This is a genomic window from Geopseudomonas sagittaria, assembly GCF_900115715.1.
In the GTDB taxonomy this organism is placed as follows: Bacteria; Pseudomonadota; Gammaproteobacteria; order Pseudomonadales; family Pseudomonadaceae; genus Geopseudomonas; species Geopseudomonas sagittaria.
This window is the reverse complement of the sequence record NZ_FOXM01000006.1, coordinates 254,983-279,444: the sequence shown is the minus strand read 5'-3', so window position 1 is coordinate 279,444 and position 24,462 is coordinate 254,983. Positions and strand designations below refer to the sequence as shown.

Annotated in this window: 18 protein-coding genes; 10 read left to right on the top strand and 8 right to left on the bottom strand. The window is 66.3% G+C overall.

Going from position 1 to position 24,462, the window contains the following annotated elements:
* The 3 genes from BM297_RS10075 to BM297_RS10065 are packed head-to-tail and all read right to left on the bottom strand — an operon-like array spanning nucleotide 1 to nucleotide 3,793.
* Entirely contained in the window at nucleotides 1-1,140 is a 1,140-nt protein-coding gene (locus BM297_RS10075) for an HlyD family secretion protein (protein WP_092430805.1), read from the bottom strand.
* Nucleotides 1,133-2,671: an efflux transporter outer membrane subunit gene (locus tag BM297_RS10070; RefSeq protein ID WP_092430803.1), complete on the bottom strand. Its 1,539-nt coding sequence runs from the start codon at nucleotides 2,669-2,671 to the stop codon at nucleotides 1,133-1,135. Before BM297_RS10070 ends, BM297_RS10075 begins: the two co-directional genes overlap by 8 nt.
* A 27-nt stretch (nucleotides 2,672-2,698) precedes the next feature.
* The gene (locus tag BM297_RS10065) at nucleotides 2,699-3,793 is read right to left on the bottom strand and encodes an AI-2E family transporter (protein ID WP_092430801.1); all 1,095 of its coding nucleotides are present in this window, start codon (nucleotides 3,791-3,793) and stop codon (nucleotides 2,699-2,701) included.
* Nucleotides 3,794-4,097: 304 nt separating this feature from the next.
* Here BM297_RS10065 and BM297_RS10060 point away from each other — a divergent pair, with 304 nt between their 5' ends.
* The 9 genes from BM297_RS10060 (at nucleotide 4,098) to BM297_RS10020 (ending at nucleotide 16,389) form a co-directional block, all read left to right on the top strand.
* Nucleotides 4,098-4,778 (top strand): DUF3313 domain-containing protein, encoded by a 681-nt coding sequence (locus tag BM297_RS10060; RefSeq protein ID WP_092430799.1) that lies wholly within the window; start codon nucleotides 4,098-4,100, stop codon nucleotides 4,776-4,778.
* A gap of 223 nt (nucleotides 4,779-5,001) precedes the next feature.
* The gene (locus BM297_RS10055; protein ID WP_092430797.1) at nucleotides 5,002-5,784 is read left to right on the top strand and encodes a bestrophin-like domain; all 783 of its coding nucleotides are present in this window, start codon (nucleotides 5,002-5,004) and stop codon (nucleotides 5,782-5,784) included.
* 191 nt (nucleotides 5,785-5,975) lie between these two features.
* Nucleotides 5,976-7,172 carry an efflux RND transporter periplasmic adaptor subunit gene (locus BM297_RS10050; RefSeq protein WP_092430795.1) on the top strand — a complete coding sequence of 399 codons (1,197 nt, stop codon included), beginning with the start codon at nucleotides 5,976-5,978 and terminating at the stop codon, nucleotides 7,170-7,172.
* The gene (locus BM297_RS10045) at nucleotides 7,165-10,329 is read left to right on the top strand and encodes an efflux RND transporter permease subunit (RefSeq protein WP_092430793.1); all 3,165 of its coding nucleotides are present in this window, start codon (nucleotides 7,165-7,167) and stop codon (nucleotides 10,327-10,329) included. Before BM297_RS10050 ends, BM297_RS10045 begins: the two co-directional genes overlap by 8 nt.
* Nucleotides 10,326-11,732 (top strand): efflux transporter outer membrane subunit, encoded by a 1,407-nt coding sequence (locus BM297_RS10040; RefSeq protein ID WP_092430791.1) that lies wholly within the window; start codon nucleotides 10,326-10,328, stop codon nucleotides 11,730-11,732. Before BM297_RS10045 ends, BM297_RS10040 begins: the two co-directional genes overlap by 4 nt.
* Before the next feature lie 47 nt (nucleotides 11,733-11,779).
* Nucleotides 11,780-12,787, top strand: a complete 1,008-nt coding sequence (locus BM297_RS10035) for an amino acid ABC transporter substrate-binding protein (RefSeq protein WP_217648258.1) — start codon at nucleotides 11,780-11,782, stop codon at nucleotides 12,785-12,787.
* Between the two features lie 13 nt (nucleotides 12,788-12,800).
* Nucleotides 12,801-14,141, top strand: coding sequence for an ArsB/NhaD family transporter (locus BM297_RS10030; RefSeq protein WP_092430787.1), 1,341 nt, complete (start codon nucleotides 12,801-12,803; stop codon nucleotides 14,139-14,141).
* Between the two features lie 95 nt (nucleotides 14,142-14,236).
* Nucleotides 14,237-15,334, top strand: coding sequence for a hypothetical protein (locus BM297_RS10025; protein ID WP_139231047.1), 1,098 nt, complete (start codon nucleotides 14,237-14,239; stop codon nucleotides 15,332-15,334).
* A 23-nt stretch (nucleotides 15,335-15,357) separates the two neighbouring features.
* Nucleotides 15,358-16,389 (top strand): ABC transporter substrate-binding protein, encoded by a 1,032-nt coding sequence (locus BM297_RS10020; RefSeq protein ID WP_092430783.1) that lies wholly within the window; start codon nucleotides 15,358-15,360, stop codon nucleotides 16,387-16,389.
* 27 nt (nucleotides 16,390-16,416) lie between these two features.
* Here BM297_RS10020 and BM297_RS10015 read toward each other — a convergent pair whose 3' ends face one another.
* The 4 genes from BM297_RS10015 to BM297_RS10000 form a co-directional block, all read right to left on the bottom strand.
* The gene (locus BM297_RS10015) at nucleotides 16,417-17,676 is read right to left on the bottom strand and encodes an OmpP1/FadL family transporter (RefSeq protein ID WP_245768245.1); all 1,260 of its coding nucleotides are present in this window, start codon (nucleotides 17,674-17,676) and stop codon (nucleotides 16,417-16,419) included.
* 42 nt (nucleotides 17,677-17,718) lie between these two features.
* Nucleotides 17,719-19,125, bottom strand: a complete 1,407-nt coding sequence (locus BM297_RS10010) for a DUF2252 domain-containing protein (protein WP_092430779.1) — start codon at nucleotides 19,123-19,125, stop codon at nucleotides 17,719-17,721.
* A 79-nt stretch (nucleotides 19,126-19,204) separates the two neighbouring features.
* Nucleotides 19,205-21,451: a patatin-like phospholipase family protein gene (locus BM297_RS10005; protein WP_217648257.1), complete on the bottom strand. Its 2,247-nt coding sequence runs from the start codon at nucleotides 21,449-21,451 to the stop codon at nucleotides 19,205-19,207.
* A 41-nt stretch (nucleotides 21,452-21,492) separates the two neighbouring features.
* Nucleotides 21,493-22,557 (bottom strand): Lnb N-terminal periplasmic domain-containing protein, encoded by a 1,065-nt coding sequence (locus BM297_RS10000; RefSeq protein ID WP_175526631.1) that lies wholly within the window; start codon nucleotides 22,555-22,557, stop codon nucleotides 21,493-21,495.
* 307 nt (nucleotides 22,558-22,864) lie between these two features.
* Here BM297_RS10000 and BM297_RS09995 point away from each other — a divergent pair, with 307 nt between their 5' ends.
* The gene (locus tag BM297_RS09995) at nucleotides 22,865-23,329 is read left to right on the top strand and encodes a YMGG-like glycine zipper-containing protein (RefSeq protein ID WP_092430775.1); all 465 of its coding nucleotides are present in this window, start codon (nucleotides 22,865-22,867) and stop codon (nucleotides 23,327-23,329) included.
* A 130-nt stretch (nucleotides 23,330-23,459) separates the two neighbouring features.
* On the opposite strand, the gene BM297_RS09990 is transcribed toward BM297_RS09995, so the two are convergent.
* Nucleotides 23,460-24,431, bottom strand: a complete 972-nt coding sequence (locus tag BM297_RS09990) for a tetratricopeptide repeat protein (protein WP_092430773.1) — start codon at nucleotides 24,429-24,431, stop codon at nucleotides 23,460-23,462.
* Between the last annotated feature and the right edge of the window lie 31 nt (nucleotides 24,432-24,462).

Here is a 24,462-nt window from a genome sequence, read left to right as displayed (position 1 = left end):
TCAGTAGGCATAGGACAGCCAGCTCATCAGGTAGAGGAACAGACGGCCGAGCGGATTGAGCGGATTGCCCTCGCTGGGGAACGCCATCACCTCCGCCTGGCCGCCCACGCGGATACCGCGCAGCTTGGCCAACCGGGCCACCTCGCCGGGGGCGAGTTCGACGATCACCGGGAAGCGCTGCGCCGGGCGCAGCCAGTCGCGGCTGTTCTCCACGCTGGGCAGGGTGCCGGGCGCGGTGCTCTGCCCGACGCTGACGCCATAGCCGACGCTGCGCACCCGGCCGGTGAACACCTCGCCGGGCAGGGCATCCAGCACGATGGCGACCGGCGTGCCGGGTTCGACCCGGCCGAGGTTGTTCTCGGTCATTTCCGCATTGATCCACACATCCTGGATGGTGATCAGGGTCATCACCGGATTGCCCGCCGCCGCGAACTGGCCGACGTCGGTGCGCAGGTCGGTGATCAGCCCGGCCGAGCGAGCCCGCACCCGGGTATTGGCCAGGTCCAGCTCGGCCTTCTCCAGGGCGGTGGCGGCGCTGCGCAGCAGGGCGTTCTGCTCCTCGCTGCCGCCCTGCTGCTCGCGCGCCCGCTGCACTTCGGCGCGGGCCGCGGCGACCTGGCTGATGGCCTGTTCATGGCTGGCGCGCGACACCTCGAGGCGGCGCAGGGAAATGGTGCCCGGATCCTCGCGGTACAGCCGTTCGAGGCGCTCGCGGTCCTGCTGCGCCTTGAGTTCGTTGGCCTGGGCGGCGCGCAGGGAGGCCTGCGCCGACTCGATGCCGGCGGTGCTGGCGGCGATCTGCCGGCGGGTCGACTCGAGGTCGGCGCGCGCCCGCTCGACGGCGATCTGGTACTGCTGCGGGTCCACCTCGAAGAGGACTGCGCCAGCCTCGACCACCTGGTTGTTGCCCACCAGCACCCGGATCACCTTGCCGGCCACCTCGGCGGCCACCGGCACGACGAAGGCCTGCACCCGCGCCTGCTGGGTATAGGGCGTGAAACGGTCGGCCAGCAGGTACCAGAGCAGGCTGAGGGCGATCAGGCCGAGCACCCACTTCACCCCCTTGTTCACCGGGTCGGCGGGCGGCTTGGGCGGAGGAGGGGCCGGAGCCGGGGGCGCGGGTTGCGCTTCATCACTCATCTTCGCGCTCCTTGTCTGGCTGCGGGGCTTCACTGGCCGCTGGCGCATCCAGCAGTTCGCCCCAGTCGGTGCGTTGCTGCATCTGGGCGCGGCTGGCCGCATCGACCCTCGGCTGGGCGCTGTGCCAGCCGCCGCCGAGGGCCTTGTACAGGGCGATCAGGTTGCTCACTGCACTGTTGCGGGTGACCAGGTAGTTGTCCTGCTGCACCAGCAGCGCGCGCTGGGCATCCAGCACGCGCTGGAAGTCGGCGTAGCCTTCGCGGTACTGGGCGCTGGCCAGGGTCAGCGAGCGCTCGGCGGAGATCGCCGCCTCGCGCAGGATGATTTCGCGCTCCAGCGCCTTGCTCAGGCCGCGGGCGGCGTCGTCGGCCTCGCGCGCCGCCTGGCGCACGCTGTCGCGGTAGACCTCGATCAGCTGCTGCAGACGGGCGTCCTGCACGCGCACGTTGTTGCGGGTGCGTCCGTAGTCGAACAGGTTCCAGCGCAGGCTGGGGCCGCCGATCAGGTCGATGGTATCGGGCGCGCCATCCAGCGAGCTGGTGGACCAGACGATGCTGCCCAGCAGGCTCAGCGAGGGGTAGAGGTCGGCCTCGGCCACGCCGATCAGCGCCGACTGGGCGGCGACGTTGAGTTCGGCGGCGCGGATATCGGGCCGGCGGCGCAGCAGGTCGGCCGGCACCCCCTGCAGCACGGCGCGGTCGAGCAGCGGGATCAGCCCTTCCTTCTCGGCCAGTTCCGCCAGCGGGCCGGGCGGACGACCGACCAGCACGGCCAGGGCGTTGCGGGTGCGCGCCACCTGGTCCTCGAACTCGGGGAGGCTGCTCAGGGTGCCCAGATACTGGGTCTTGGCCTGTTGCAGGTCGAGCTCGTCGCTCTCGCCGCTGGTGAACAGCCGTTCGGTGATCTCGAAGCTGCGCTTCTGCTGCTCGGCGTTGCGGCGGGCGACGCGCAGCCGTGCTTCGGTGGTGCGCAGGGCGAAGTAGGTTTCCGCCACCTGGGCACGCAGCAGCACCAGCACGTCCTCGTAGTTGGCTTCGGCGGCGAAGTAGGCGGCATCGGCCGACTCGATGGCGCGGCTGAAGCGGCCCCAGAAGTCCAGCTCCCAGCCGATGTCGAAGCCCAGGCTGTGCTGCCAGAAACGGCTGTCCTGCGGGTTGCGCCCGCCGGACTGGTTGCGATCCAGATAGACACTGTCGGCGGTGGCCTGCTGCAGCTGCGGGTAGCGGCCGCTCTGGGCGATGCCCAGCTGGGCGCGCGCTTCCATCACCCGCAGGCCGGCGATCCTCAGGCTGGAGTTGTGGGCATCGGCCTCGGCGATCAGGCGGTCGAGCAGCGGGTCGTCGAACACCCGCCACCACTCGCGGATGTCGGGTTGTGCCCCTTGCTGGCTGGCCTGCTCGATGGCCGGGCTGCGCCACTGGTCGACCCAGGCCTCGCCCGGCGGCTGGAAGTCCGGCCCCAGGCGCACGCAGCCGCTCAGGCCGAGGACGCCGAGCAGCAACAGGCGGCCTGGGTGAGGTGAAGTCGACATGCTGCCGGCGCCTGGCCGTCAGGTCTGCTACTGGCTGCCCGGTCCGTCGCCCTTTGGCTGGTCCCTGACCCATTGCCAGAACAGCTGATAGCCGACCGCCAGCACCACCGGGCCGATGAACAGGCCGATGACGCCATTGGTGACCATGCCGCCCAGGGCGCCGATCAGCACCACCGGCATCGGCACATCGACACCGCGCCCGAGCATCAGCGGCTTGAGCACGTTGTCGACCAGGCCGGCGACGAACACGTAGACGGAAAAGACGATGGTCGCCGTGCTGACCCCCTCGGTGGTGAAGACGAAGGCGATCACCGGGACGGTGATCAGGGTGGCCGGCAACTGCATGATGCCCAGCAGCAGCACTGCCAGGGCCAGCAGGCCGGCGCCGGGGATGCCCTTGAGCACGAAGGCGACGCCGATCAGCAGCATCTGGATGAAGGCGATGCCGACCACGCCCTGCGCCACCGCCCGGATGGTAGCGGTGCACAGTGTGGTGATCTGCGGGCCCCGTTCCGGGCCGGAGAGGCGCGAGGAGATCTCCACCGCGCTGCGGCTGCCGCTCTCGCCGTAGGCCATGAAGACCCCGGCGATGACCAGGGCGACGATGAACACCAGCAGGCCCATGCCGAGACCGGCGAGCTTGCCCAGCAGGGCGATCACCAGCTCCTTGATCTGTGGGGTGAACTTCTGCGCCGCACCGGTGAGGTCGGTGGAGGCTTGCAGCCAGAAGGCATGCAGGGGCTTGCCCACCAGCGGCCAGCTGGCGACCGACTCGGCCGGCGGACGAATCTGCACATTGCCGCTCCTGACCATGGTCAGGGCATTTTCCACCGAGTCGGCCAGCGAGGAACCCAGCAGGTAGATCGGCACCATGAGGACTGCGATGGAGAACGCCACGATCAGCGTTGCGGTGCGACCGTCGTTGTTGCCCAGCCGGCCCCTGAGCCGCTGGTGCAGCGGATGGAGAGTGATCGCCATGATCAGCGACCAGAGCATCAGGTTGAGAAAGGGGTGGAAGATCTGGAAGCAGAACATCACCAGCACGGCGATCAGGCCGGCACGGATCAGTACATCGAGCAGGCCGCGGGACAGCGCCTTGTCAGAAGCAGGGGCGGGCAGCATCGATAGTCTCCATGCCAGTCGCTGAAGCGATGTGAAATCTCTCAACCCAGCATAGTTACTCCGCAGGCGGCGGAGGGCGGCAACAGAGTCCGAAGTGGTTGTTCGCGATGAGCGCGGTTGGAACCGGGCTACGCTCAAGTGGCTGCGCCTTGTTCGGCGGTTCCATGGCGCAGAACACTACGGCCTGATTTTTATCATGGCGGATGGCGGTTTATTGGCTGCTGTTCGGTTGTCGATTGGCCGTTGAGAACTAACCTGCAACCTAAAGTCATTGATCGCGTGGTCAGCACACAGGAGCAACACCATGAAGCGTTCCCGCATCGCCGTCACCGGGCTACTGTTTTCCGCACTGTTGCTCGGTGGCTGCGCGTCGCAAGTCACCAAGCCGGAACAGTATTCCGGCTTCCTCAAGGACTACTCGCGCCTGCAGCCGGCCACGTCCGCCACTGGCCAGCCGGTCATGCGCTGGATGGCGCCCGGCGTCAAGCTGGACAACTACCGGCACGTGATGGTGCAGTCGATCGGCTTCTATCCCGCCCCGACTCCCTCCGAGCAGATCGGTGCCCCGGCGTTGGCCGACTTGCAGACCTACACCTCCGAGCAGATCAAGGCCGCATTCGGGCGTCGCTTCCAGGTGCATGAGCCGAGTACCACACCGAAGGGCTCCCTGCCGGGTCCGCAAACCCTGGTATTGCGTGCCGCCATCACCGGTGTGGACACCAAGGCCGAAGGCCTCAAACCCTACGAGGTGATCCCGATCGCCCTGGTCACCGCCGCCGCGACGACTGCCGCGGGGGCGCGCGACCGCACCACCGAGCTGTTCGTCGAAGCCGAGCTGATCGATGCCAGTACCGGCCAGCCGGTGCTGCAGGTGGTGCGCAAGGGTTACGGGAAGGAACTGGAAAACAAGGAGGAGCAGGTCACCCTGAACACCCTCAAGGTCGTGATCGACGGCATCGTGCGCGATATCGAGAAGTTCGAGTAGAAGCCGGCGCCCAGGGCGTGGATGACGATCGGAACAGGCTGTGGCGCTGGCGCGATCGTCTGGCGCAGCGCCCGTCTGCTGCGGGCTGTGAGCTTCGTCGGTCACGGCTGAATGAAGCTCTGCAATGAACCGCGGAGCGCCATCGTGGGTGATGGCGGTGAGCTATCGTTGAGCGGAGAGGTCAAGGCCAGTCCGAGTTGCCAGGCACTGGGAGTCAGCATCCATGATCGTGGTTTTTTTTGTGGTAACGGTCCTTCTGGTGGTCATGGCTATCGAGGTGGGGTACCGGCTTGGCTTTGCCGTGCACAAGAGCTCAGAGGAGGAGAAGGAGTCGCCGGCCTCGGCGATTGCCGGAGCCACCATGGGCTTGCTGGCCTTCATCCTGGCGTTCACCTTCGCGATAGTCGCCGACCGCTACGACACGCGCAAAGCCCTGGTGCGCGACGACGCCAACGCGATTCGCACGGCCTTTCTGCGCGCCGACTTCCTCCCGGAGCCCGACCGCGAAAAGGCGGCAGGGCTTCTCGCTACCTACGGAGACATGGGGCTGGCGGCAGCGCGGGGGGGCGATGTCGACAGCGTCCGCAAGACGGTGGCCGAGATGAAGGGGATTCAGCGACAACTCTGGGCAATGGCGGTCGCCAATGCCCGCCTGGACATGAACTCGGATGTTGCAGCCCTGTATATCGAATCGCTGAACGAGATGATCAATGTGCATGCATTGCGGGTGAGCATCGGGATAGAAACGCGGCTGCCCCAGGAGATATGGCTGGTTCTATTCGCGCTGCTGATCCTGACCATGCTCGGCTTCGGCTATCAGACGGCGATTGCCGGTTCCGGGCGCTCATGGGCAATCCCGCTGCTGGCGATCGCGCTTTCGGTGGTGCTCACGCTGATCGCGTTGCTCGATCGCCCGGAGAGCGGCTATTTCAGGCCTTCTCAACAACCGCTGGAGGTCGTCCTGGCCGAGATGGCCACTGCCATCGAAAACCGTCAGCCGCGCTAGGTTGTTCCTGAGGGTGTCCGCTGATCCAGCTTGTCTAGCTGCAGAACCAGTGTGGAAGTCGTGAAACAGAAATGGGCCGTGCCCGGTATGGACCGGGTGGCTGAGCCGTTTTGAAACCAGGCTCACGAGCGCGCCGCAGTTTTTCTGCGCGTCATTCGTGTGACGGAGCCGATCGTTAACGGATAACCCCCATGGCAAAGACCACGCAGCCTCTCCTGATTTTCGGCATGACCCTGGCGCTGGTGCAGACGCTGCTCGGTGGCTGCGACAGCAAGGAGCCGCCGGCGGCGGCCGTACTGGAGGTTCCATTCGTCACCGTCGCCGCGCGTGATGTGAGCATTCCGCTGGATCTGATCGGCGAGACCATCGGCTCCACCGACGTGACCATTCGCGCCCGCGTCGACGGCTTTCTCGACGGCATCCATTTCAAGGAAGGCACCTTCGTCGACAAGGGTGCGTTGCTCTACACCATCGACCCGCAGCCGTTCCAGGCCAAGGTCGCGCAGGCCAATGCACTGCTGGCGCAGGCGCGCACCAGCCTGGTCAAGACCAAGTCTGATCTGGACCGCATCCGGCCGCTGGCCGCGATGAACGCCGTCAGCAAGCTGGACCTCGATGCTGCGGTGGCCAACTACGAAGCGGCGAGGAGCTACGTGGACGCGGCCATGGCCCAGGTCGAGCTGGCGAGGATCGAACTGGGTTACACCCGGATCCACGCGCCCGAGCGCGGGCTGATCGGCCTGTCCGAGGCCGAGGTCGGCGACTTCGTCAGCCAGCGCAACAACGGCGGCCTGCTCAACGTGGTCTCGCGCACCGACCCCATCGCCGTGCGGGTCTCCATCACCGAGCGCAGCTATCTCAACGCGGCGCGGCGGCTGGCCGACCAGCAGCAGGGCAGGGCCGCCAATGGCGCCATCCCCGCATCGCAGCAGCGCCCGCTGTCGCTGATCCTCGCCGACGCCAGCCTCTACGAGCAGCGCGGCGTGCCGACCAAGGTCGACCGCAACATCGATCCCACCACCGGCGCGCTGACCATCGAGGCCGAGTTCCCCAATCCGCAGGGGTTGCTGCGCCCCGGCATGTTCGCGCGCATCCGCTTCGATGCCGACGAGATCAAGGGCGCCATCCTGCTGCCGCAACGTGCAGTCAGCGAGCTGCAGTCGGTGCACCGGGTGTTCGTCATCAAGGCGGACGACACGGTGGAGGTGCGCCAGGTGCAGGTGGGCCAGCGCCTGGGCAGCGACTGGGTGATCGAGTCCGGCCTGCAGCCGGGCGAGCGGGTCGCGGTGGCGTCGCTGCTGCGCCTGCGTCCGGGCATGACCGTCAAGCCGCGCCCGGCCGATGCCAGCGAACTGCCGCCGGTGGCGGAGGGTGGCAAGAATGGGTGAGTTCTTCGTTCGCCGGCCCATCTTCGCGATGGTGATCTCGATCATCATCGTCATCGTCGGCCTGGTGGCGATGGGCAGCCTGCCCATCGCCCAGTACCCCGACATCACCCCGCCGGAGATCAAGGTGGAGACCACCTACGACGGCGCCAACGCAGTGAACGTCGAGCAGTCGGTGGCCACGCCGCTGGAGCAGAAGGTCAACGGCGTCGAGAACATGCTGTACATGAAGTCGACCAACGCCAGCAACGGACAGATGACCCTGTCGGTGGCCTTCGAGGTCGGTGCCGATCTCGACATCTCCAACGTGCTGGTGCAGAACCGCGTGTCCGAGGGCTCGGCGCAGCTGCCCGAGGACGTCAAGCGCCGCGGGGTGAAGGTCAAGAAGGCGCTGGCCTTCCCGCTGATGCTGGTGACCCTGCGCTCGCCGGGCGGCAGCTACAACGCCGACTTCCTCACCAACTACATGTCGATCAACGTGCTCGACGAGATCGCCCGCATCCAGGGCGTCGGCCAGGTCACCATCTTCGGCGGCGCGGACTATGCCATGCGTATCTGGATCAAGCCGGACCAGCTCAGCCGCCTGGGGCTCACCGTGCCGGACATCGTCACCGCTGTGCAGCAGCAGAACGTGCTGACCCCGGCCGGCAAGCTCGGCGGTCCGCCGGCGGCGCCGGGCACCGAGTTCGCCTACGCGGTGCAGACCCGCGGCCGCCTGGAGACGCCCGAGCAGTTCGGTCAGGTGGTGGTGCGCTCCAATCCGGACGGCTCGCAGGTGCTGCTGCGCGACGTGGCGCGCATCGAGCTGGGCGCCGAAACCTACAACCAGATCGGCGCCTTCGGCTCCAAGCCGGCGGCGGTGCTGGCGGTCTACCAGCTGCCCGACGCCAACGGTCTGGAGGTGGCGGAGAAGATCCGCGCGGCGATGGAGCTGATGAAGGAGCGCTTCCCGCAGGACGTCGAGTACGTGGTCTCCCTGGACACCACCAAGCCGGTGTCGGCGGGCATCAAGGAGATCGTCCGCACCCTGTTCGAGGCCACGGTCATCGTCACCCTGGTGGTGTTCATCTTCCTGCAGAACTTCCGCGCCACCCTCATCCCCACCCTGGCGGTGCCGGTGGCACTGATCGGCACCTTCGCGGTGTTCCCGCTGCTCGGCTTCTCGATCAACACCTTCTCGCTGCTCGGCCTGGTGCTGGCCATCGGCATCGTGGTGGACGACGCCATCGTGGTGGTGGAAGGGGTCTCGGAGAAGATGGAGCGGGGCATGGAGCGCCGCCAGGCCACCGTCGAGACCATGAAGGAGGTCAGCGGTCCGGTGATCGCCACCGCGCTGTCGCTCACTGCGGTGTTCGTGCCGGTGGCCGCCATGTCGGGCATCACCGGCCGGCTCTACCAGCAGTTCGCGATCACCATCGCCATCTCGGTCATCATCTCGGCGATCGTCGCCCTGTCGCTCAGCCCTGCGCTGTCGAGCACCCTGCTGCAGCCCCACGGCCATGGCAGCAAGGGCTGGCTGGGGCGCTTCTTCTCCGGCTTCAACCGCATCCTCGACGCGGCGACCGACAGGTACATCGGCCTGACCAGCCGCTTCACCCACCGCCCGCTGCGCGCGCTGGCGGTGCTCGGCGTGCTGGTGGTGCTGCTGGTGGCGTTGTTCCGCAGCGTGCCCGGCGGCTTCGTGCCCGAGGAGGACCAGGCCTACCTGATGGCCAACCTGCAGCTGCCCGACGCCGCCTCGCTGGAGCGCACCCACGCCGCCGCGGCCAAGGTCGAGGCGATCCTCGCCGCCGAGCCGGCCATCGAGTCCTACACCACGGTGACCGGCTACAGCTTCCTGTCCGGCGCCTCGTCGACCAACAACGCCTTCTTCTTCATCCAGCTCAAGGACTGGGACGAACGACCGGCAGCCCAGGACAAGGCCACCAACGTGGCGCACCGTCTGAACGGCAAGCTGGCGGCGGTCAACGAGGGCATCGCCATCGCCTTCGGCCCGCCGGCCATTCCCGGCCTCGGCACCGGTTCCGGCTTCTCGATCATGCTGCAGGACCGCGTCGGCAACAGTCCGGACTACCTGGCCGAGCAGACCCGGGCGTTCATGGAGGCGGCCGGCAAGCGCCCGGAGATCGCCGGGCTGTACACCACCTACCGGGCCACGGTGCCGCAGATCTACATGGACGTGGACATCCAGAAGACCATGAAGCTCGGCGTCACCCCGGCGGACGTCAACCAGACCCTGGGCTCGTTCCTCGGCGGCGCCTACGTCAACGACTTCAACCGCTTCGGCCGGCTGTACAAGGTCTACGTGCAGGCGGAGAGCGACTACCGCAAGGATCTCGCCGACGCCTCGCTGTTCTACGTGCGCAACGCCGCCGGCGCGATGGTGCCGATGAACACCCTGCTTACCGACGAGTCCACCAACGGCCCCGAGTTCACCTACCGCTTCAACATGTTCCGCGCCGCCGAGGTCACCGGCCGCCCGGCGCCGGGCTACAGCTCGGCGCAGGCGCTCAAGGCGCTGGAGGAGGTGGCGGCCGAGGTGCTGCCCAGCGACATGTCCTACGCCTGGAACGCCATGTCCTACCAGGAGAAGGCCGCCGAAGGCAGCGGCAGCATGGTGTTCGTCATGGCGCTGGTGTTCGTGTTCCTGATCCTCGCCGCGCAGTACGAGAGCTGGTCGCTGCCCTTCGGCGTGCTGTTCGGCACGCCCATCGCCATCTGCGGGGCGATGTTCGGCCTGTGGCTGGCGCGCTTCTTCAGTTCCAGCTACGAGAACAACGTGTTCGCGCAGATCGGCCTGGTGATGCTGATCGGCCTGGCGGCGAAGAACGCCATCCTGATCGTCGAGTTCGCCCGCACCGAGATCGAGAAGGGCAAGGGCCCGGTGGAGGCGGCGCTGGCGGCGGCGCGGCTGCGCTTCCGGCCGATCCTGATGACCTCGTTCGCCTTCATCCTCGGGGTGATTCCTCTGATCCTCGCCAGCGGCGCCGGCGCCGAGGCGCGCAAGATCATGGGCATGACCTCGTTCGCCGGCATGCTGACCGCCACGGTGGTCGGTGTGGTGCTGGTGCCGGGGCTGTTCGTGATCGTCGAAAAGTATCTGGGTGGCAAGAAGAAAAAAGCGCCTGCCGCCGCCAGCAGCGAGGAGTCCAAGCCATGACGGGATTCGTCAGGCGGCCGCTGGCAGCGGCCATGCTGTTGGCGGGGTTGCTGGTCGGCGGCTGCATGGTCGGCCCCGACTACCAGCGCCCGCCGCTCGATGTGCCGATCACTTACAAAGAGCCGGCCGCCATCGATCCGGCGTTCGCCAACCTCGACTGGTGGGAATTGTTCGCCGACCCGAGGCTCAAGGCGCTGATCGAGGAGGCGCTGGCCAACAACCGCGACCTCGGCGTGGCGGTCGCGCGCATCGCCGAGGCGGCGGCGCTCCTGCGCATCGAGCGGGCCAACCAGTACCCGTTCCTCGATGCCGAGGCGGGCGCCGGGCGCTCATCGCAAAGCCGCAACATCCTGCCGACCGCCGAGACCGAGAGCAGCTACTTCTTCAACGGCGCCGCTTCCTTCGAGATCGACCTGTGGGGCAAGCTGCGCCGCTCGACCGAGGCGGCGCGGGCGGAGTTGCTGGGCAGCGAATCCAGCGCGCGCAACGTGACCATTTCGCTGATTGCCGCGGTGGCCACCAGCTACTTCCAGTTGCTCGACCTCGACGACCGCCTGCGCATCGCCACGCGCACCCTGAAGTCGCGCGAGGACGCCCTGGGCATCATCAAGGCGCGTTACGAAAAGGGTACGGTGCCCGAGCTTGACGTCAACCAGGCCGAGATCGAGGCCGCCGACGCCCAGGCCTCGGTGGCCGCCTTCGACCGCGCGGTACGCCAGACCGAGAATGCCCTGAGCGTACTGGTGGGCTCGCGTCCACGGGACATCGAGCGTGGTTCGCAATTGGCGCAACAGGCTATGCCGGTCGAGGTGCCGGCGGGGCTGCCGCTGACCTTGCTGGAGCGGCGCCCGGACATCCTCGCCGCCGAGCAGCAACTGGCCGCCGAGACCGCGCGCATTGGCGTGGCCCGCGCCCAGCGCCTGCCATCCCTTTCCCTTACTGGCAGCTTCGGCTATGCAAGCCGCGATCTGAGCGATCTGGTCGAGGGTGACAGCGAAAATTGGGGGATCTTCGGCAACTTCTTCGCGCCCATCTTCAACGCGGGTCAGCTCAAGGCGGTGGAAGAGGCCCAGCGCCAGCGTGCCGAGCAGGCGCGTCTGGGCTACGAGCAGGCCGTGCTCAACGGCTTGCGCGACGTGGACGACTCGCTGACCGGCCTGCGGACCTCGCGTGACGAACACATTGCCCGTCAGCGCCAGCTTGCGGCGGCACGCACGGCGGCGCGGTTGTCGCGGGCACGCTATGACGGCGGTCTGGTCAGTTACCTGGAGGTGCTGGATTCGGAGCGCAGTCTGTTTCAGGCCGAGCTGCTGGAATCGGAGACCCGCCAGCAGCAGTTGAGCGCGGTGGTGAGCCTGTATCGTGCGCTGGGTGGTGGCTGGTCGCCGTCCGACGACCAGTGAGCTCCTCTGTGCCAGGAGGTTTTATGTTGGCGCGCGGGCGATTCCTGATGGCCTTGGTGCTGTTCCTCGCCGTATGGCCTGGCGCATCCGCCTACGCAGGGCAGGTGCTGGACACCGTCAAGGCCCGCGGCGAGTTGCGCTGCGGCGTGAGTGAAGGCATTCCCGGCTTTTCCGAGCAGGATGCCGACGGTCGCTGGCGCGGTCTCGACGCCGACTTCTGCCGTGCGGTGGCGGCGGCACTGCTGGGCGACGCAGAGAAGGTGGCGTTCCTGCCGCTCAGGAGCTCTACCCGTTTCCCCGCCCTGCAGGCACGCAAGATCGACCTGCTGGTGCGCAATACCACCTGGACGCTGACCCGCGAGGCGCTGCTGCAGGTGCAGTTCCCGGCGGTACTGTTCTATGACGGCCAGGCCTTCATGGTGGCGAAGTCCAGCGGCATCGCCCGTCTGGCCGATTTCAAGGAGGGGCGGGTCTGTGTCGGCAAGGGCACCACGCACGAGGGCAACCTGGCCGACCATGCCCGTATCCACGGCCTGGCCTGGCAGCCGTTGGTGCTCGATTCGGCGTCGGCGGTGGCCGAGGCCTTCTTTGCTGGTCGCTGTGATGCCTACACCTCGGACTCCGCGGAACTGGCCGCCATGCGCCTGCGTGCGCCGGGCGGCCCCGAGGCGTTCGTGATCCTGCCGGAGCGCATTTCCAAGGAGCCGCTCGGTCCGGTGCTGGCAGCGGAAGATACGCAGTGGACCAGCCTGGTGCGCTGGGTGCTGTATGCCCTGGTGCTGGCCGAGGAACACGGCGTGACCCAGGCCAATGTCGAAACGAAGGTGCGGGAGTTCGGCGGGGCGACGGGGCTCCTGCTGAGCGGCCACGATACTCGCCTTGCACGGGCGCTGGGAGCCCGAGACGACTGGGTGATCCGGGCGGTGCGGGCGGTCGGCAACTATGGCGAGCTGTATGAGCGCAATCTCGGTTCCGCCAGTCCGCTCAACATCGAGCGGGGATTGAACCGGCTATGGAGCGACGGCGGGCTGATGTACGCGCCGCCGATCGACTGACGGGGGAGGGCGCATGACCGACCTGCAGATCTACCTGACCCTGGGCGTCTTCACAGCGGTGATCCTGGCGATCGCCTTCGATGTGATCGACATGGCCGTGGCGACCCTGCTGGGGGTGGGCGTGCTGCTGGTCAGCGGGATTCTCCGAGAGGACGAGCTGGATGCCGCCATGCGCATGGCAGGTGGCCCCATTTCCCTGCTGTTCGGCGGTATGGTGGTGGCGCGCGTGCTGGGCAGCACCGGTATCTTCGAGCGGGTCGGCGGGATCTACCTGCGCGCCAGCGGGGGCAGTGGCAAGCGCTTCCTGATCCTGCTGGTGCTGCTGGTCGCCCCGGTGTGCGCGTTCCTGCCCAACGCCACCACGGTGATCCTGCTCGCCCCGGTGATCATCAGTGTGGCTCGCGCGCTCAAGGTGGATTTCGTCGGCCCCATGGTGCTGACGGCGATCGTCAGCAATGCCGCCGGCATGCTCACCCTAGTGGGCGATCCGGCGACCTTCCTGGTCGGCAGCTCGATCGGCATGAGCTTTGTCCAGTACCTGCAGATGGTCAGTCTGGCCGGCCTGCTGGCTGTGCTGGTGGTCATCCCGCTGTTGCCCTGGCTGATGCCCGAGGTATGGAAAACCAGGGTCGCGCTGCCGCCACCGGAGCCGCCCGTGCCCCTCAAGAGGCCGGGCTTCGCGTTGCTGGCGCTGGCCGTGCTGGCCCTGATGGTGGGGCTGTTCCTGTTCGGCGAGCAGCTGCCGGTGCGTATCGTGCCGCCTGCAGTGGCGATCATCGCCGCCAGCCTGGCACTGCTGGTGGTCTATTCGGTGCATATCGAGCCGGTCGAAGCGGTGCTGCGCGATATCGACTGGAAGACGCTGGTGTTTCTCGGCGCGATCTTCTGTCTGGTGCAGGCCTTCACCCAGACCGGGCTGCTGCAAGGCTTCGCCCTCAAGCTGCATGCCTGGTTCGGAACCGAGTTCACTCTGGTGGCGCTGGCCCTGCTGGCGGGTATCGGCGTGCTTTCCAGTCTGCTGGCGAATATCCCGGTGGTGGCCGCGGCGCTGGTGATGACCAAGGGCTACCTGGTGGCCGCCGAGGCGGTGCCGGAGATAGCCCTGGCCGCGAGCTTCACTGACTGGCCGGCCGCCACCCTGCCGGTGTTCATCGCCCTGATGTTCGGTGCCACGCTGGGCGGCAACGCCACGCTGATCGGCGCCTCGGCCAATATCGTCACGGTCGGCATCTGTGCCGGGCAGGGCGAGAAGGTGACCTTCGTGCGCTTTTCGCGTTACGGCGTACCGATCACGCTCGTGCAGCTGACGGTATCGGCGCTTTACGTGGTCGCGCTGTTCTGGCTGGCCGGCTAGTCATGGAGAGGGAAGGCTCTGCAGGCCGGGACTACAGAGCCGCCGAACTACAGACTGGCGGGTGGCTTTCCGGGCTCGGCAAGGGGGCTTGAGCGATGGGCAGATTCTCCGTGGCGGCACTTGGCGTGGCGGGGTTGTGCATGGCGGTGGTTGGCTGCGCGAGCATCGGGCCGGGCACGGTGGAGCGCGACCGGCTGGACTACTCGGCAGCGGTGGGCGACTCGTGGAAGAGCCAGATGCTGCTCAACCTGGTGAAGATCCGCTACGGCGACGCGCCGGTGTTCCTCGATGTCGGGCAGATCGTCGCCGGCTACTCGTTCCCGCGCAGTTTCGCGGCCAGCGCGGCGGTCAACCAGTATGACGGCACCCCGGCGGCCAATGCCATCACCAGCTCGGTGGGCATGGCGGCCGGGGCTACCTTCAACGACAGTCCGACCATCACCTACACGCCCATGAGCGGCGAACGCTTCGCCCGTTCGCTGATGACGCCAATTCCACCCTCGGTGATCCTCAATATCATCCAGGCCGGCAATCCGGTGGAGGAGGTGTTCCGCACCTCGGTCCAGTCGGTGAACGGCGTCGACAACCGCCGGGTCGGCCGCCTGTTCGTGCGCCGGGCCAACCCCGAGTTCTACGCCCTGCTGCCGAACCTCGAGCGACTGCAGTCGTCGGGCGACATCGGCATGCGCGTCCAGCAGACGGGGGGCGAGCCGACGCTGCAGATGATTTTCCGCCCGAGGACCGCGGCCGCCGAGGAAAGCGCGCTGCGCAATGTAGCGCGGCTGCTCGGCCTGGATCCCGCCGCCCGGGAATACCGTGTCATCTACGGGACGGTGGCCGGCAACGACCGGGAAATCGCCCTGCTGACCCGCTCGATCTACGAGATTCTCGTCGACATCGCGGCGTACATTTCGGTGCCCGAGGCGCACGTAGCGGAGAAGCGGGTGCGGCCGACCGCGGAAGGCGATATCGGACCCGGCGGGGCGATTCCGCCACTGATTCAGGTGGCGACTTCTGCCCAACCGCCGAGCGACGCCTTCGTGGCCGTTCCCTATCAGGGCTACTGGTTCTACATCGACAACCGGGATATCCCTTCCAAGCAGGTGTTCTCGTCGATCATGTTTCTCTTCACCTTCGTCGAGACCCGAGGTCATGAAGCCGCGCCCATCCTGACCATTCCGACGACGCGCTGAGACGGGCTGAAAGGAGATAGCGAATGAGGCTCAACAGTGCGGTACTGGTGTTTCTCGGCATGCTGTTACTGCCAGGTCTGGGAGCGGTGCATGCCAATCCCCGCTCAGCGGAGCGCAGCCCGCTGCCGATGACCATCGGTTTCCAGGCGAACACTGACTGGCTGTTGCTGGTGGCCAGGGATCTGCAGCTGTTCGAACAGGCCGGTCTGCGGCCGACGTTCGTCAAGTTCGTCGCCGGGCCGCCGATGATTGCCGCGGCGCGGGAGCAGAGCATCGATGTGGCCTCCATCGGCAGCGTGCCCTTCCTCAGCGGACTGACCCAGGGCGTCGACTGGGTGGTGGTCGGGATCAATCCGGAGAACGCCTACGGCGAGGGCCTGGTCGCCCGCAAGGACAGCGGCATAGAAACGGTCGCCGACCTGGCCGGCAAGCGCATCGGCTTCTGCCGCGGCTCGACGGCCCACTTCGGACTGATGATGGCCCTGCGCCAGCTGGGCATCCGCCGCGATCAGGTCCAACTGTTCGACATGACTCCCGCGGAGCAGTTGAGCGCGCTGGCCAGCAACAAGATCGACGCCGCCATGGTCTGGGAACCCTGGATGCAGAAGATGGTGCATGAGGCGAACGGCCGCCTCATCGTCACCGAGGGAGGGATGGGCATCTACGCCTCGGTGTCGGTCTACGCTGCGCGCAGCGAATGGCTGCGGGACAACCGGGAGGCGGCAGTGCGCTTTCTTCGCGCGCTGCTGATGGCCAGCGACGTCATGCAGAAGAGCCCCGAAATCGGCATCAAGGCGCTGGCGCAGGAGATGAGCATCAAGGAGGAGTGGGCCGAGGCGATTTACGAAAACTCACCACCGCCCGATCTGTCCCTTTGGGTGGATCCCCGCTATCGCTATTCGCTGGTCAAGGGGGCGGAGTTCCATCGCCGCCTCGGCTATCTGGTGACCTTCCTGCTCGAAGAAGAGGTGATTGCCGAGGAAGTGGATGTCCGCAATATCCTCGATGTGTCGGTCATCTCCGAGGCCTTGAAGGCGCAGGAAGCCGGTCGCTGAGGGAGCGATTGGCAATCGTCGGCTCCCTCAGAAACGCCAGGTCATGTTGCCCGTCAGGGTCTGAACCCAGGCGTCCTTGAACTCGCCAGAGAGGCGCTCACCGGAAAGCGACTTGGTTTGCTCGACCGGCATGTCGCCGAACCAGATCAGGTCCCAGCTGACGTTCAGGTCGGTGTCTCGATCCAGGCGATAGGTCGCCCCGGTGCCCAGGCGCCATGAAGCCGCCATGGGCAGCAATACCGAGCGGTCGGAGTCGGACACGGCTGACGAGTCGTAGGCGGCGCCGACGTTCCACAGCAGCTGCGGGGTCGCCTGGTACTGGGCGCCCATGGCGAGCTGCCAGGTATCCTTGTAGTTGGCATCGATGGTCCGCGCTTGTGCGGTGCTTGCAGTGGTGTCGACTTCCACGCCGATCTCGCCGAACTCCGACCAGTCCTGCCAGTTGAGGGTCGCCAGCACGGCCCATTGCTGATCGAGCTGCTGATAGAGGCTGAGCGTCAGGGTTTGTGGCACCGTCGTGTCGAGCTGGATCTTCGAATTGTCCAGACGCGCCAGGGCGGGGCCGGAGCCATCGACGTTCAGGTGTTCGTCAAAGTCCAGATCGATCGGGCTGGTATAGGCGAGACCGATACGCGTACCTGGCCGTGGGGTATGGATGACTCCTATCCTGGCGCCATAGCCCCAGGTCTGGTCTTCATAGGAGAACTGCCCGTCCGCACGCTCTAGCAGAGCGAACGGTGCCCGATCGATCGCCGCCTCGGTCTCCAGCATGGTGTACATGGCCCTGAGCCCAACGCCCAGCGACCACGCGTCGTTGACGCGATAACTCGCACTGGGCACCAAAGACACACCGATGATGCTGGAGTCCTGGACCTGATAGCGCCCCGCCCAGTCATCGTCATAGTCCAGCGCCAGACCGAAGTCGCCGTAGAAACCAAAACCAAGGCTCCAATGCTCATCCACCTGAAGACTTGCGAACAGGTTGGCGCCTGGTATCAGCGGCAGCGCATTGCCGCCGTTACCCCCGGTGCTGGTTGTCGAGCTGTCGCGCTCGAAGCTGAGGTCGCCAAACAGGAGTTGGGCGCCGGCAGCGATTTGCGTACCGTCGAGATAACTCATACCGGCCGGGTTGCTGGCGATGGTCGCGGGCCCCTGCGCCCGGGCCGCGCTACCCGCATTGACCAGGCCCGTATTATCGGTGCCGATCTCATCCAGCAAGATCCCGCCGGCATGTGCCCATATGGGCAGGCCGAGACAGAGCAGACATCCAGTCAGCGGCTTGAGCATCATCAGTCCCCCTGCAGTTCGGTGTGGGCGGGGCCCCGGGCACTACTCCTCCTCGACAAGCGCCTGCAGCCGTCCGGAGTTCACGGCCTCCACCAGCACCGCGTGGTCCTGCTCGGTCTGGTCAGCATAGGCCAGGGCGAAGTCGCCCAGTGCCTCGTCGAAGGTGTCACCCTTGCCCAGGTAGCCGCTGATGGTCGCGGCATCGCCCGACTTGGCATGGGCGCGGGCCAGCACCAGGCCACAGAGTCCGGCGTAGCGCTTGAGTTGTGTGGCTGAAATTCCCTCCATGGGGATGGACATTTTCATGTCGCGCAACTGACGCACGAAAAAGTCACGCCCACCTCGGCCGCGCGCCCAGCCGAGAAAAATGTCGCTGGAGGACTGCATCAGCCGTTGCCCCATGACGATGCGCTGGCCCTGATTCTCATAGTGGCTTTTCCCCGCATAGGGCTCGAGGACCGAGTGACAGGCTTCCTTGAGCTGGAGAATCAGCGGGTGGTTTTCTTCGGAGAACATCAGCACGATGAAGCAGCGAGTGCCGACGCTGCCGATGCCCACCACCTTTATGGCGGCGTCCACCATGCGATAACGGTCCAGGAGCACACGGCGTTCGTCTGACAGTGTCGCCCGGTAGTCCTCCAGTCCCTCGTGAACTTTGTCCATGAACTCGGGATCGGCGACGTGGTAGATGATCGGCGGTTGATCGACGATGCGGGGGTGCCCGGCCACCTGCTCGGCCAGCTTGGGGAAGACGTTTTCGACCACCCGCTCGCGGGCCTTGTCGGCGAGTTGCTGGCGCAGCTTTCTCACCTTTTCATCCGGCGCCATCTCGATCAGGGTTGCCTCGTCCAGGCGCGAGTACCAGACCTCCAGAGGGTTCATCCTGGAGTATTCGCGCAGGTTCTCCCGATAGGCGAGCACACAGGCCACAGCCGCGTCCCGCGACTCGCTATCGGACAGCCGGTTGTCGCGCCCGGCGACCGCGAAACTGGCGGCCAGCCGTTTGATGTCCCATTCCCAGGGGGCGGGAAGGGTTTCGTCGAAGTCGTTGAGATCGAGGACCAGATTGCGTTCCGGAGTGGCGAACAGGCCGAAATTCATCAGGTGGCAGTCGCCGCAGGCCTGCACCCGGATGCCGGTGTCGGGGGTGGTGGCGAGATCGTGGGCCATCAGCGCTGCCGAGCCGCGCAGGAAGGCGAAGGGGCTGCGCAGCATGCGGCCGTAGCGGATCGGCACCAGTTCCGGCAGGCGGTCCTTGTTGGATTTCTCGAGGATGGCAATGGGATCGCGGTGCTTGGTTGGTGGCGTCCAGGCGGCATGGCTGCTGCGCGAGACCTTATCGCGCAGCGCTCGCCCGGTGTTGATGCGCTCGTCGCGGGAGCGGAAAACCGGGGCGGCCTCGGCGGCTTTGGTCTTGGTCTTGCTGGTCGATTTCTTCCCGGTGCTCATGGCTGCCCCTGCTGGATTGCTGTTGCGCAGCTGCGCTCTGTAGTGGTCATCAGTTGGCCGTGGTATTCACGTCCAGAACCTAAAACGGTCTTCCCAGATAGAAATAGAAGCTGCTGTTGCCATCCTCTGCATGCCCGTAGCCCAGATAGACGGGACCGAGCGGGCTGTCCGCGGCGATGAAGATGGCGGCGGACCTGAGCCAGTCCTCCGAGTTGCCGGGTACCAGCGGCTTGCCGATCCGGCTGGCCTCCAGCGAAAAGCCGCTGTAGGCACCCTCGAAAATGCTGCCCTCCAGGATCCGGTGGTAATACATCAGCCTGGCGAACTCCAGTTCCTCGCCCAGCAACTGGCCGGTGGAGTAGCCGGATCCCGTCAGGAATCCGCCCCACTGGAACTGGTCGTAGCGCGGCAAGGGGTCGTCGCCGAGCTTGTCGCCGACCTTGATGCCGAGGTTGACGGTGTGGTTGCCGAATGAAATCGCGCCATTGGCGTCGGCGTCCCACTTGGTGTATTCGTCGTCAGCGCCGAGCGTGTCGGTCGAGTCGAAGATGCTGGCTCCGGCGCGCCAGCCCGAGCGTGGGAAGTGCACGCTGTCGAGCTGGTCGAGCGTCAGCCGGGCGGTGAATGCCCCCTGGATGATCCGCGACTCGCCCGGCGAGAGAGCGTCTGGCCCGGTGTCCAGTTGCGGTTTGAGGCGGCCACCCAGCATGCCGACACGCAGTTCGCCATAGCGGCTGAACTGGCTGCCCAGGTCCACGCCGGCGAGCATGGAGGTCTTCTCGTAGGTCGCCACGCGGTCGTCGTCCCGGTAGAGATCGGTCGTGGTCCGCTCGATGGCGGCATGGGGCGCGATGAACAGCGGGCTATCGGCGCTGAATGGCTGGTAGAGCTCGGTGTACAGGCCCGAGGTGTGGCCGAGTTGCACATCGGTGCGCCACTCGGCGCCGCGGTCGTTGAGCCAGGTCTTGCGATAGCTGCCGAGGATGTTGAAGAACGCATCGCCGCTGAAATCGCTGGACAGACCCAGGCCGAAGCGCAGGTAGTTGGGTCCCCAGGCTTTCTCCACCGCATCCACCGCCAGGATGCGTTTGCCCGGTTCCTCGATGAAGCGGTAATTCACGTGCTCGAAGTCGTCGCTGCCGTAGAGGCGGCGCATGTCGCGGTCGAGCGTCGTCTGGTCGATCGGTTCGCCGACCTTGGTGTCCAGGGCGGCATGCGCGGTCTGCGGATGCACGCGCTTGAGGTTCTCGAAGCGGATCTCGTCGACCGGGCGCAGGTCGGGCACCACGGCGACCATCTGGCGTTCGCGCAGCGCGGCGTATTCGCCGGCCGGGATGGACAGCCGGGCGAGCCGGTCGGCGACCTTGCGTGCCGCCACCTCACCCAAGGGGGCGATCTGTTCCAGATGGTCGAAGTCACCGGTGGAAAAGTCGCCCAGCTCCGGGGAAATGAGGATGTCGTCGGGTTGAAGCGTGGCCAGCGAGGCCTGCACGTTCTGCTCGGTGAGGATGCTGAGCATCTGGTTGGACACGCCGAAGATCCCGGTCAGTTGTTCGCGCTTGAGCAGCGGTGTGCCGACGTTGACGGCGATGATGATGTCGGCGTCCAGCTCCTCGCGGGCGGTCTGCACCGGCAGGTTGCTGGTGAGCATGCCGTCGACCAGGATCCTGCCGTCGAACTCGGCCGGCGCCACTGCGCCGGGCACCGACATGCTGGCGCGCATCACGTTGGCCAGCTCGCCGTCGCGGAATACCACGGCCTTGCCGGTCACCAGGTCGGTCGCCACGGCTCGATAGGGAATGGGCAGCCTGTCGAACTGGTGGTGGCCCCTGGCCTTGGCCAGCCGGCGCAATACGGTTTCCAGCTGCACCCCGGAGACGATGCCCTTGCCGAACTTCAACTCGCCCTTGTCCAGACCGACCTCGGGGCTGAACAGGATGCCGTAGTCGTCCTGCTTGCGGCGCATGGAGCGTTCCTGGCGCGGTGGGTCTTCCTTGAACAGCATCTCGGTGGAGATGACCTCCAGCACCGCCTCCATCTCCGGCACCGACGAGCCGGTCGCGTAGGTGCCGCCGACCAGGGCGCCCATGCTGGTGCCGGCGATGCAGTCGATCGGCACGCGGTACTCCTCGAGCACCTTGATCACCCCGACATGCGCCGCGCCGCGCGCGCCACCGCCGGAGAGGACCAGGCAGATCCGCGGCCGTTTGAGACTGCCCGCCGATGGCGATGAGACGGCGGAGTCCGCCGGTACGGCGATGGCTGGAGGTACGGCAGCCACCGCCAGTGCTACAGCGACAAGGGCAGCCCAATCACGTAATTGCATCCCCATTTCTCCCTGTTTGCGCTGGCCCTGAATGGTGCAGTTCACTGCGCTGTATCGATCTCGTCGTTGGCTACGTCGGCGGGCAACGGGGTGGTTGCCTCGCGGATGCGTCTGGAGAAGTCCGCTGCCTGGTCCGCAGCCTGGGCACGGGCGTTGACATGGGTCCGCTGCTGCAGTTCGGCGAACGGCAGACCGTGGCTGTCCAGGCGGCCCTGCTCGTAGAGGAATTCCGGCAGGTAGCCGCTGGCGAGGATCCTCCAGTCGAAGGGCAGGTGGCTCGGGTTGACCCGGGTATTCATCCAGATGGTGGTAGTGCAGTTGGTGGTCAGGGTGTTGTAGAACTCGGCGCGCTCGTGCAGCGCGTTGATCCGTTGCAGGTACTCGAGGAACAGGCGCCGGGCGTTGTCGAGGTCGCCCTGCAGCCGGTAGACGTAGACCTCTTCCGGCGGGTCGCGTCGGTAGTTGGTGCGCAGGCGGATCACGTCACGCTCGTCGGCCACCACGTAGTACAGCTCATACTGGCGGAAGAAGCCCTTGAGGGTGGAGTAGCCTTCGCCCTTTTCCTTGCGCGTCTCGATGGACACGGCGAGGTGGTCGCCGCCGCCAAAGTCGAAGCTGAGGAAGATGTGGGCGATGGCCGGCCCCATCCAGTAGACGGCGACCAGATCCACGCCTTGCAGCTTACGCAGGTCGAAGCGCTTGTCGTACCAGGCCGGTGTGTAGTCGGTCTCGCTGCGGTACGCGAAGTTGCGGATGTTGTGCATCGTGATCAGGTCGCCTTCGATGCTGGCGTGCGGCAGTTCGGCGACGTCCGTCAGCCAGTCGCGCTGATTGGAGGGCTCGATGCCGTGCCACCAGACGCCCAGTACCACGAGCACGACGAAGTAGCTGCCCATCGCCCGCCAGCGCCAGCGCGGCATGCAAAGGGCAATCAGGGCTGCCAGCGAGGCAAGGCCAAAGGCGGCGGCCAGGCCGTTGCGCAGCGTGTCGTCGCGCGGCCCCGAGAACATGATGGCCAGCACGCCCCATCCGCCGACGGCAACAATCAGCAAACCGAGCAGCAGCAGGCCGGCAACGGCGGCAATGCGGATCGGAGGTTTTCTCATAGGGCTCCGCCCTGATGTGGGTGCATCAACTGCTGCTGTTGAGTTGGACAACGCGCTAACAGCTTGCCCGCGCAAGCGCATGAATCGAAATGGGCTAATCGCCCTCGCTAAACAGGGCACCACCGACTATTGGAAGTCTGGCGGGTTTATATGGCTTGTCCAATCGCGCAGTGCAGTTCGGTTGCATGGGAGCGGGCCGGCGAGCGGGCAGGCTGCCTCATGAACGCCTGGGGCTGGATGGCTGGACTATGCTTTTCCAGTTGGGAATCCCCTTGCCAAACCCTCTGCAACAGGAGTGGTGCCCGTCATGAAACACCTCGCCTCGATTTATACCGCCACGCTCCTCTCGATGGTGTGTCTTGGCGCCACTGCCGAGACGGTAACGCCGCTCCAGGGGCAGTCGCCCGAGACCATCCAGCAGGACATCAGTGCCTGCCAGTCCCAGGCTGGCAGCACAAGCAGCAGCACGACGAGCCCGCAAGCCGGCGGACGGGCACGTGGCGCCGTTGCCGGCGCGGCGGCAGGTGCGGCAGCTGCCGAAGTTCGTGGCCGCCAGCACGAGGAGCTCTACGATCGCGTCGACGAGGACATCCGGCAGGAGTACCGGCAGAACCAGGCGAGGGAGACGGCGGCGGCAGGGGCGGTAGTCGGCGGCGCCCGGCAGCGCCAGGAGCGCCGCGAAGGTCGCCGCAACGCCGAGCAGAACAGTGCGGCGGCTTCCTCCGCGTATACCAGTTGCATGCAGCAGCGCGGGTATCAGGTAACGCCTTGATCTGATCAGGGTAGCTATTCAGTACCAAGCCTTTCGAGCAGCTGATACGGCTTCTAGGCTCCGTGATCCATAGTCATTGATTGCCCCGACCCACTCGGGAGTGAGGCCGGCTGCTGGGCCGGCGGGCGAGTCACTCGCCGTGGCGGATATCCAGGCGCAGCGAATGGATGAACGGCTTGCCATCGACCATGTGCAGCAGGGCATTCTCGAGGATCAGCAGCTCCTTGGTCTCACCGGCGCTTTCCAGCTGCTCGCTGATGCGCGACACGGCCAGTACGCCGCCGGCCGCCGCCAGCAACTCCGGCTGGGCACGTTCATAGCGATAGCCTGCGACCTTGGCGAAAGTCGCCTGCCACAACGCCGCAAGCTCCGTGCGAGTCAGTGTCTGCCAGGTCGGGCTGTCCGGCAGGCGCACGCGAATGCTTGCGTCCTCCTTGAGCGCGGCGACTATCCCCGACGCATCCTTGCGCTGGGCGGCGGCATCGATGGCGGCCAGGGTTTCGAGCACGGCACGCTGTTCGCTCGCCCCCGGCTTGGTCGTCATCTTGCCGGAACCCTCGAGGGTATCGAGAAATGTGCGGGCTTCTGGGCTGCCACCCTCAAGCGCGGCGGTACGGATCCAACTCAGCCCCGCCAGCTGCTCTCCCTGGTTGTACAGGTGCTTGCCCAGCGCCCACTGTGCGTCGACGCTGTCCAGATCGGCGGCGCGCCGATACCAGTCCAGCGCCGCTTCGCGGTCGACCGTCACGCCCAGACCCAGCTCGTAGGCCTTGCCGACTTCGGACATGCCGATGGGGTCGCCAGCCTCTGCCGCGCGGCGATACCACTTCAGCGCCTCGGCATGGTTCTGCGTCACCCCCAGCCCGGCGGCCAGCATGTTGCCGGTATTGAGCATGCCCTGACGGTTGCCGGCTTCGGCCAGCTTGGAAAAGCGCGCATAGGCCTCCTCGAACTGGCCCATCTTGTACACGGCGTAGGCATCCAGCGCCTGGATCATCTCGCGGGCGACATGCTGCTGGTCATCGTCCGCGAAGGCGGTAGAGCAGGCCAGCAGCAAGGGCAGGGCGCAGCGCAGGGCAAGGCGGGCAGGGCGGCGGGACATGGTCGATCACCTTGGGGGAGTGGTGGGTCGA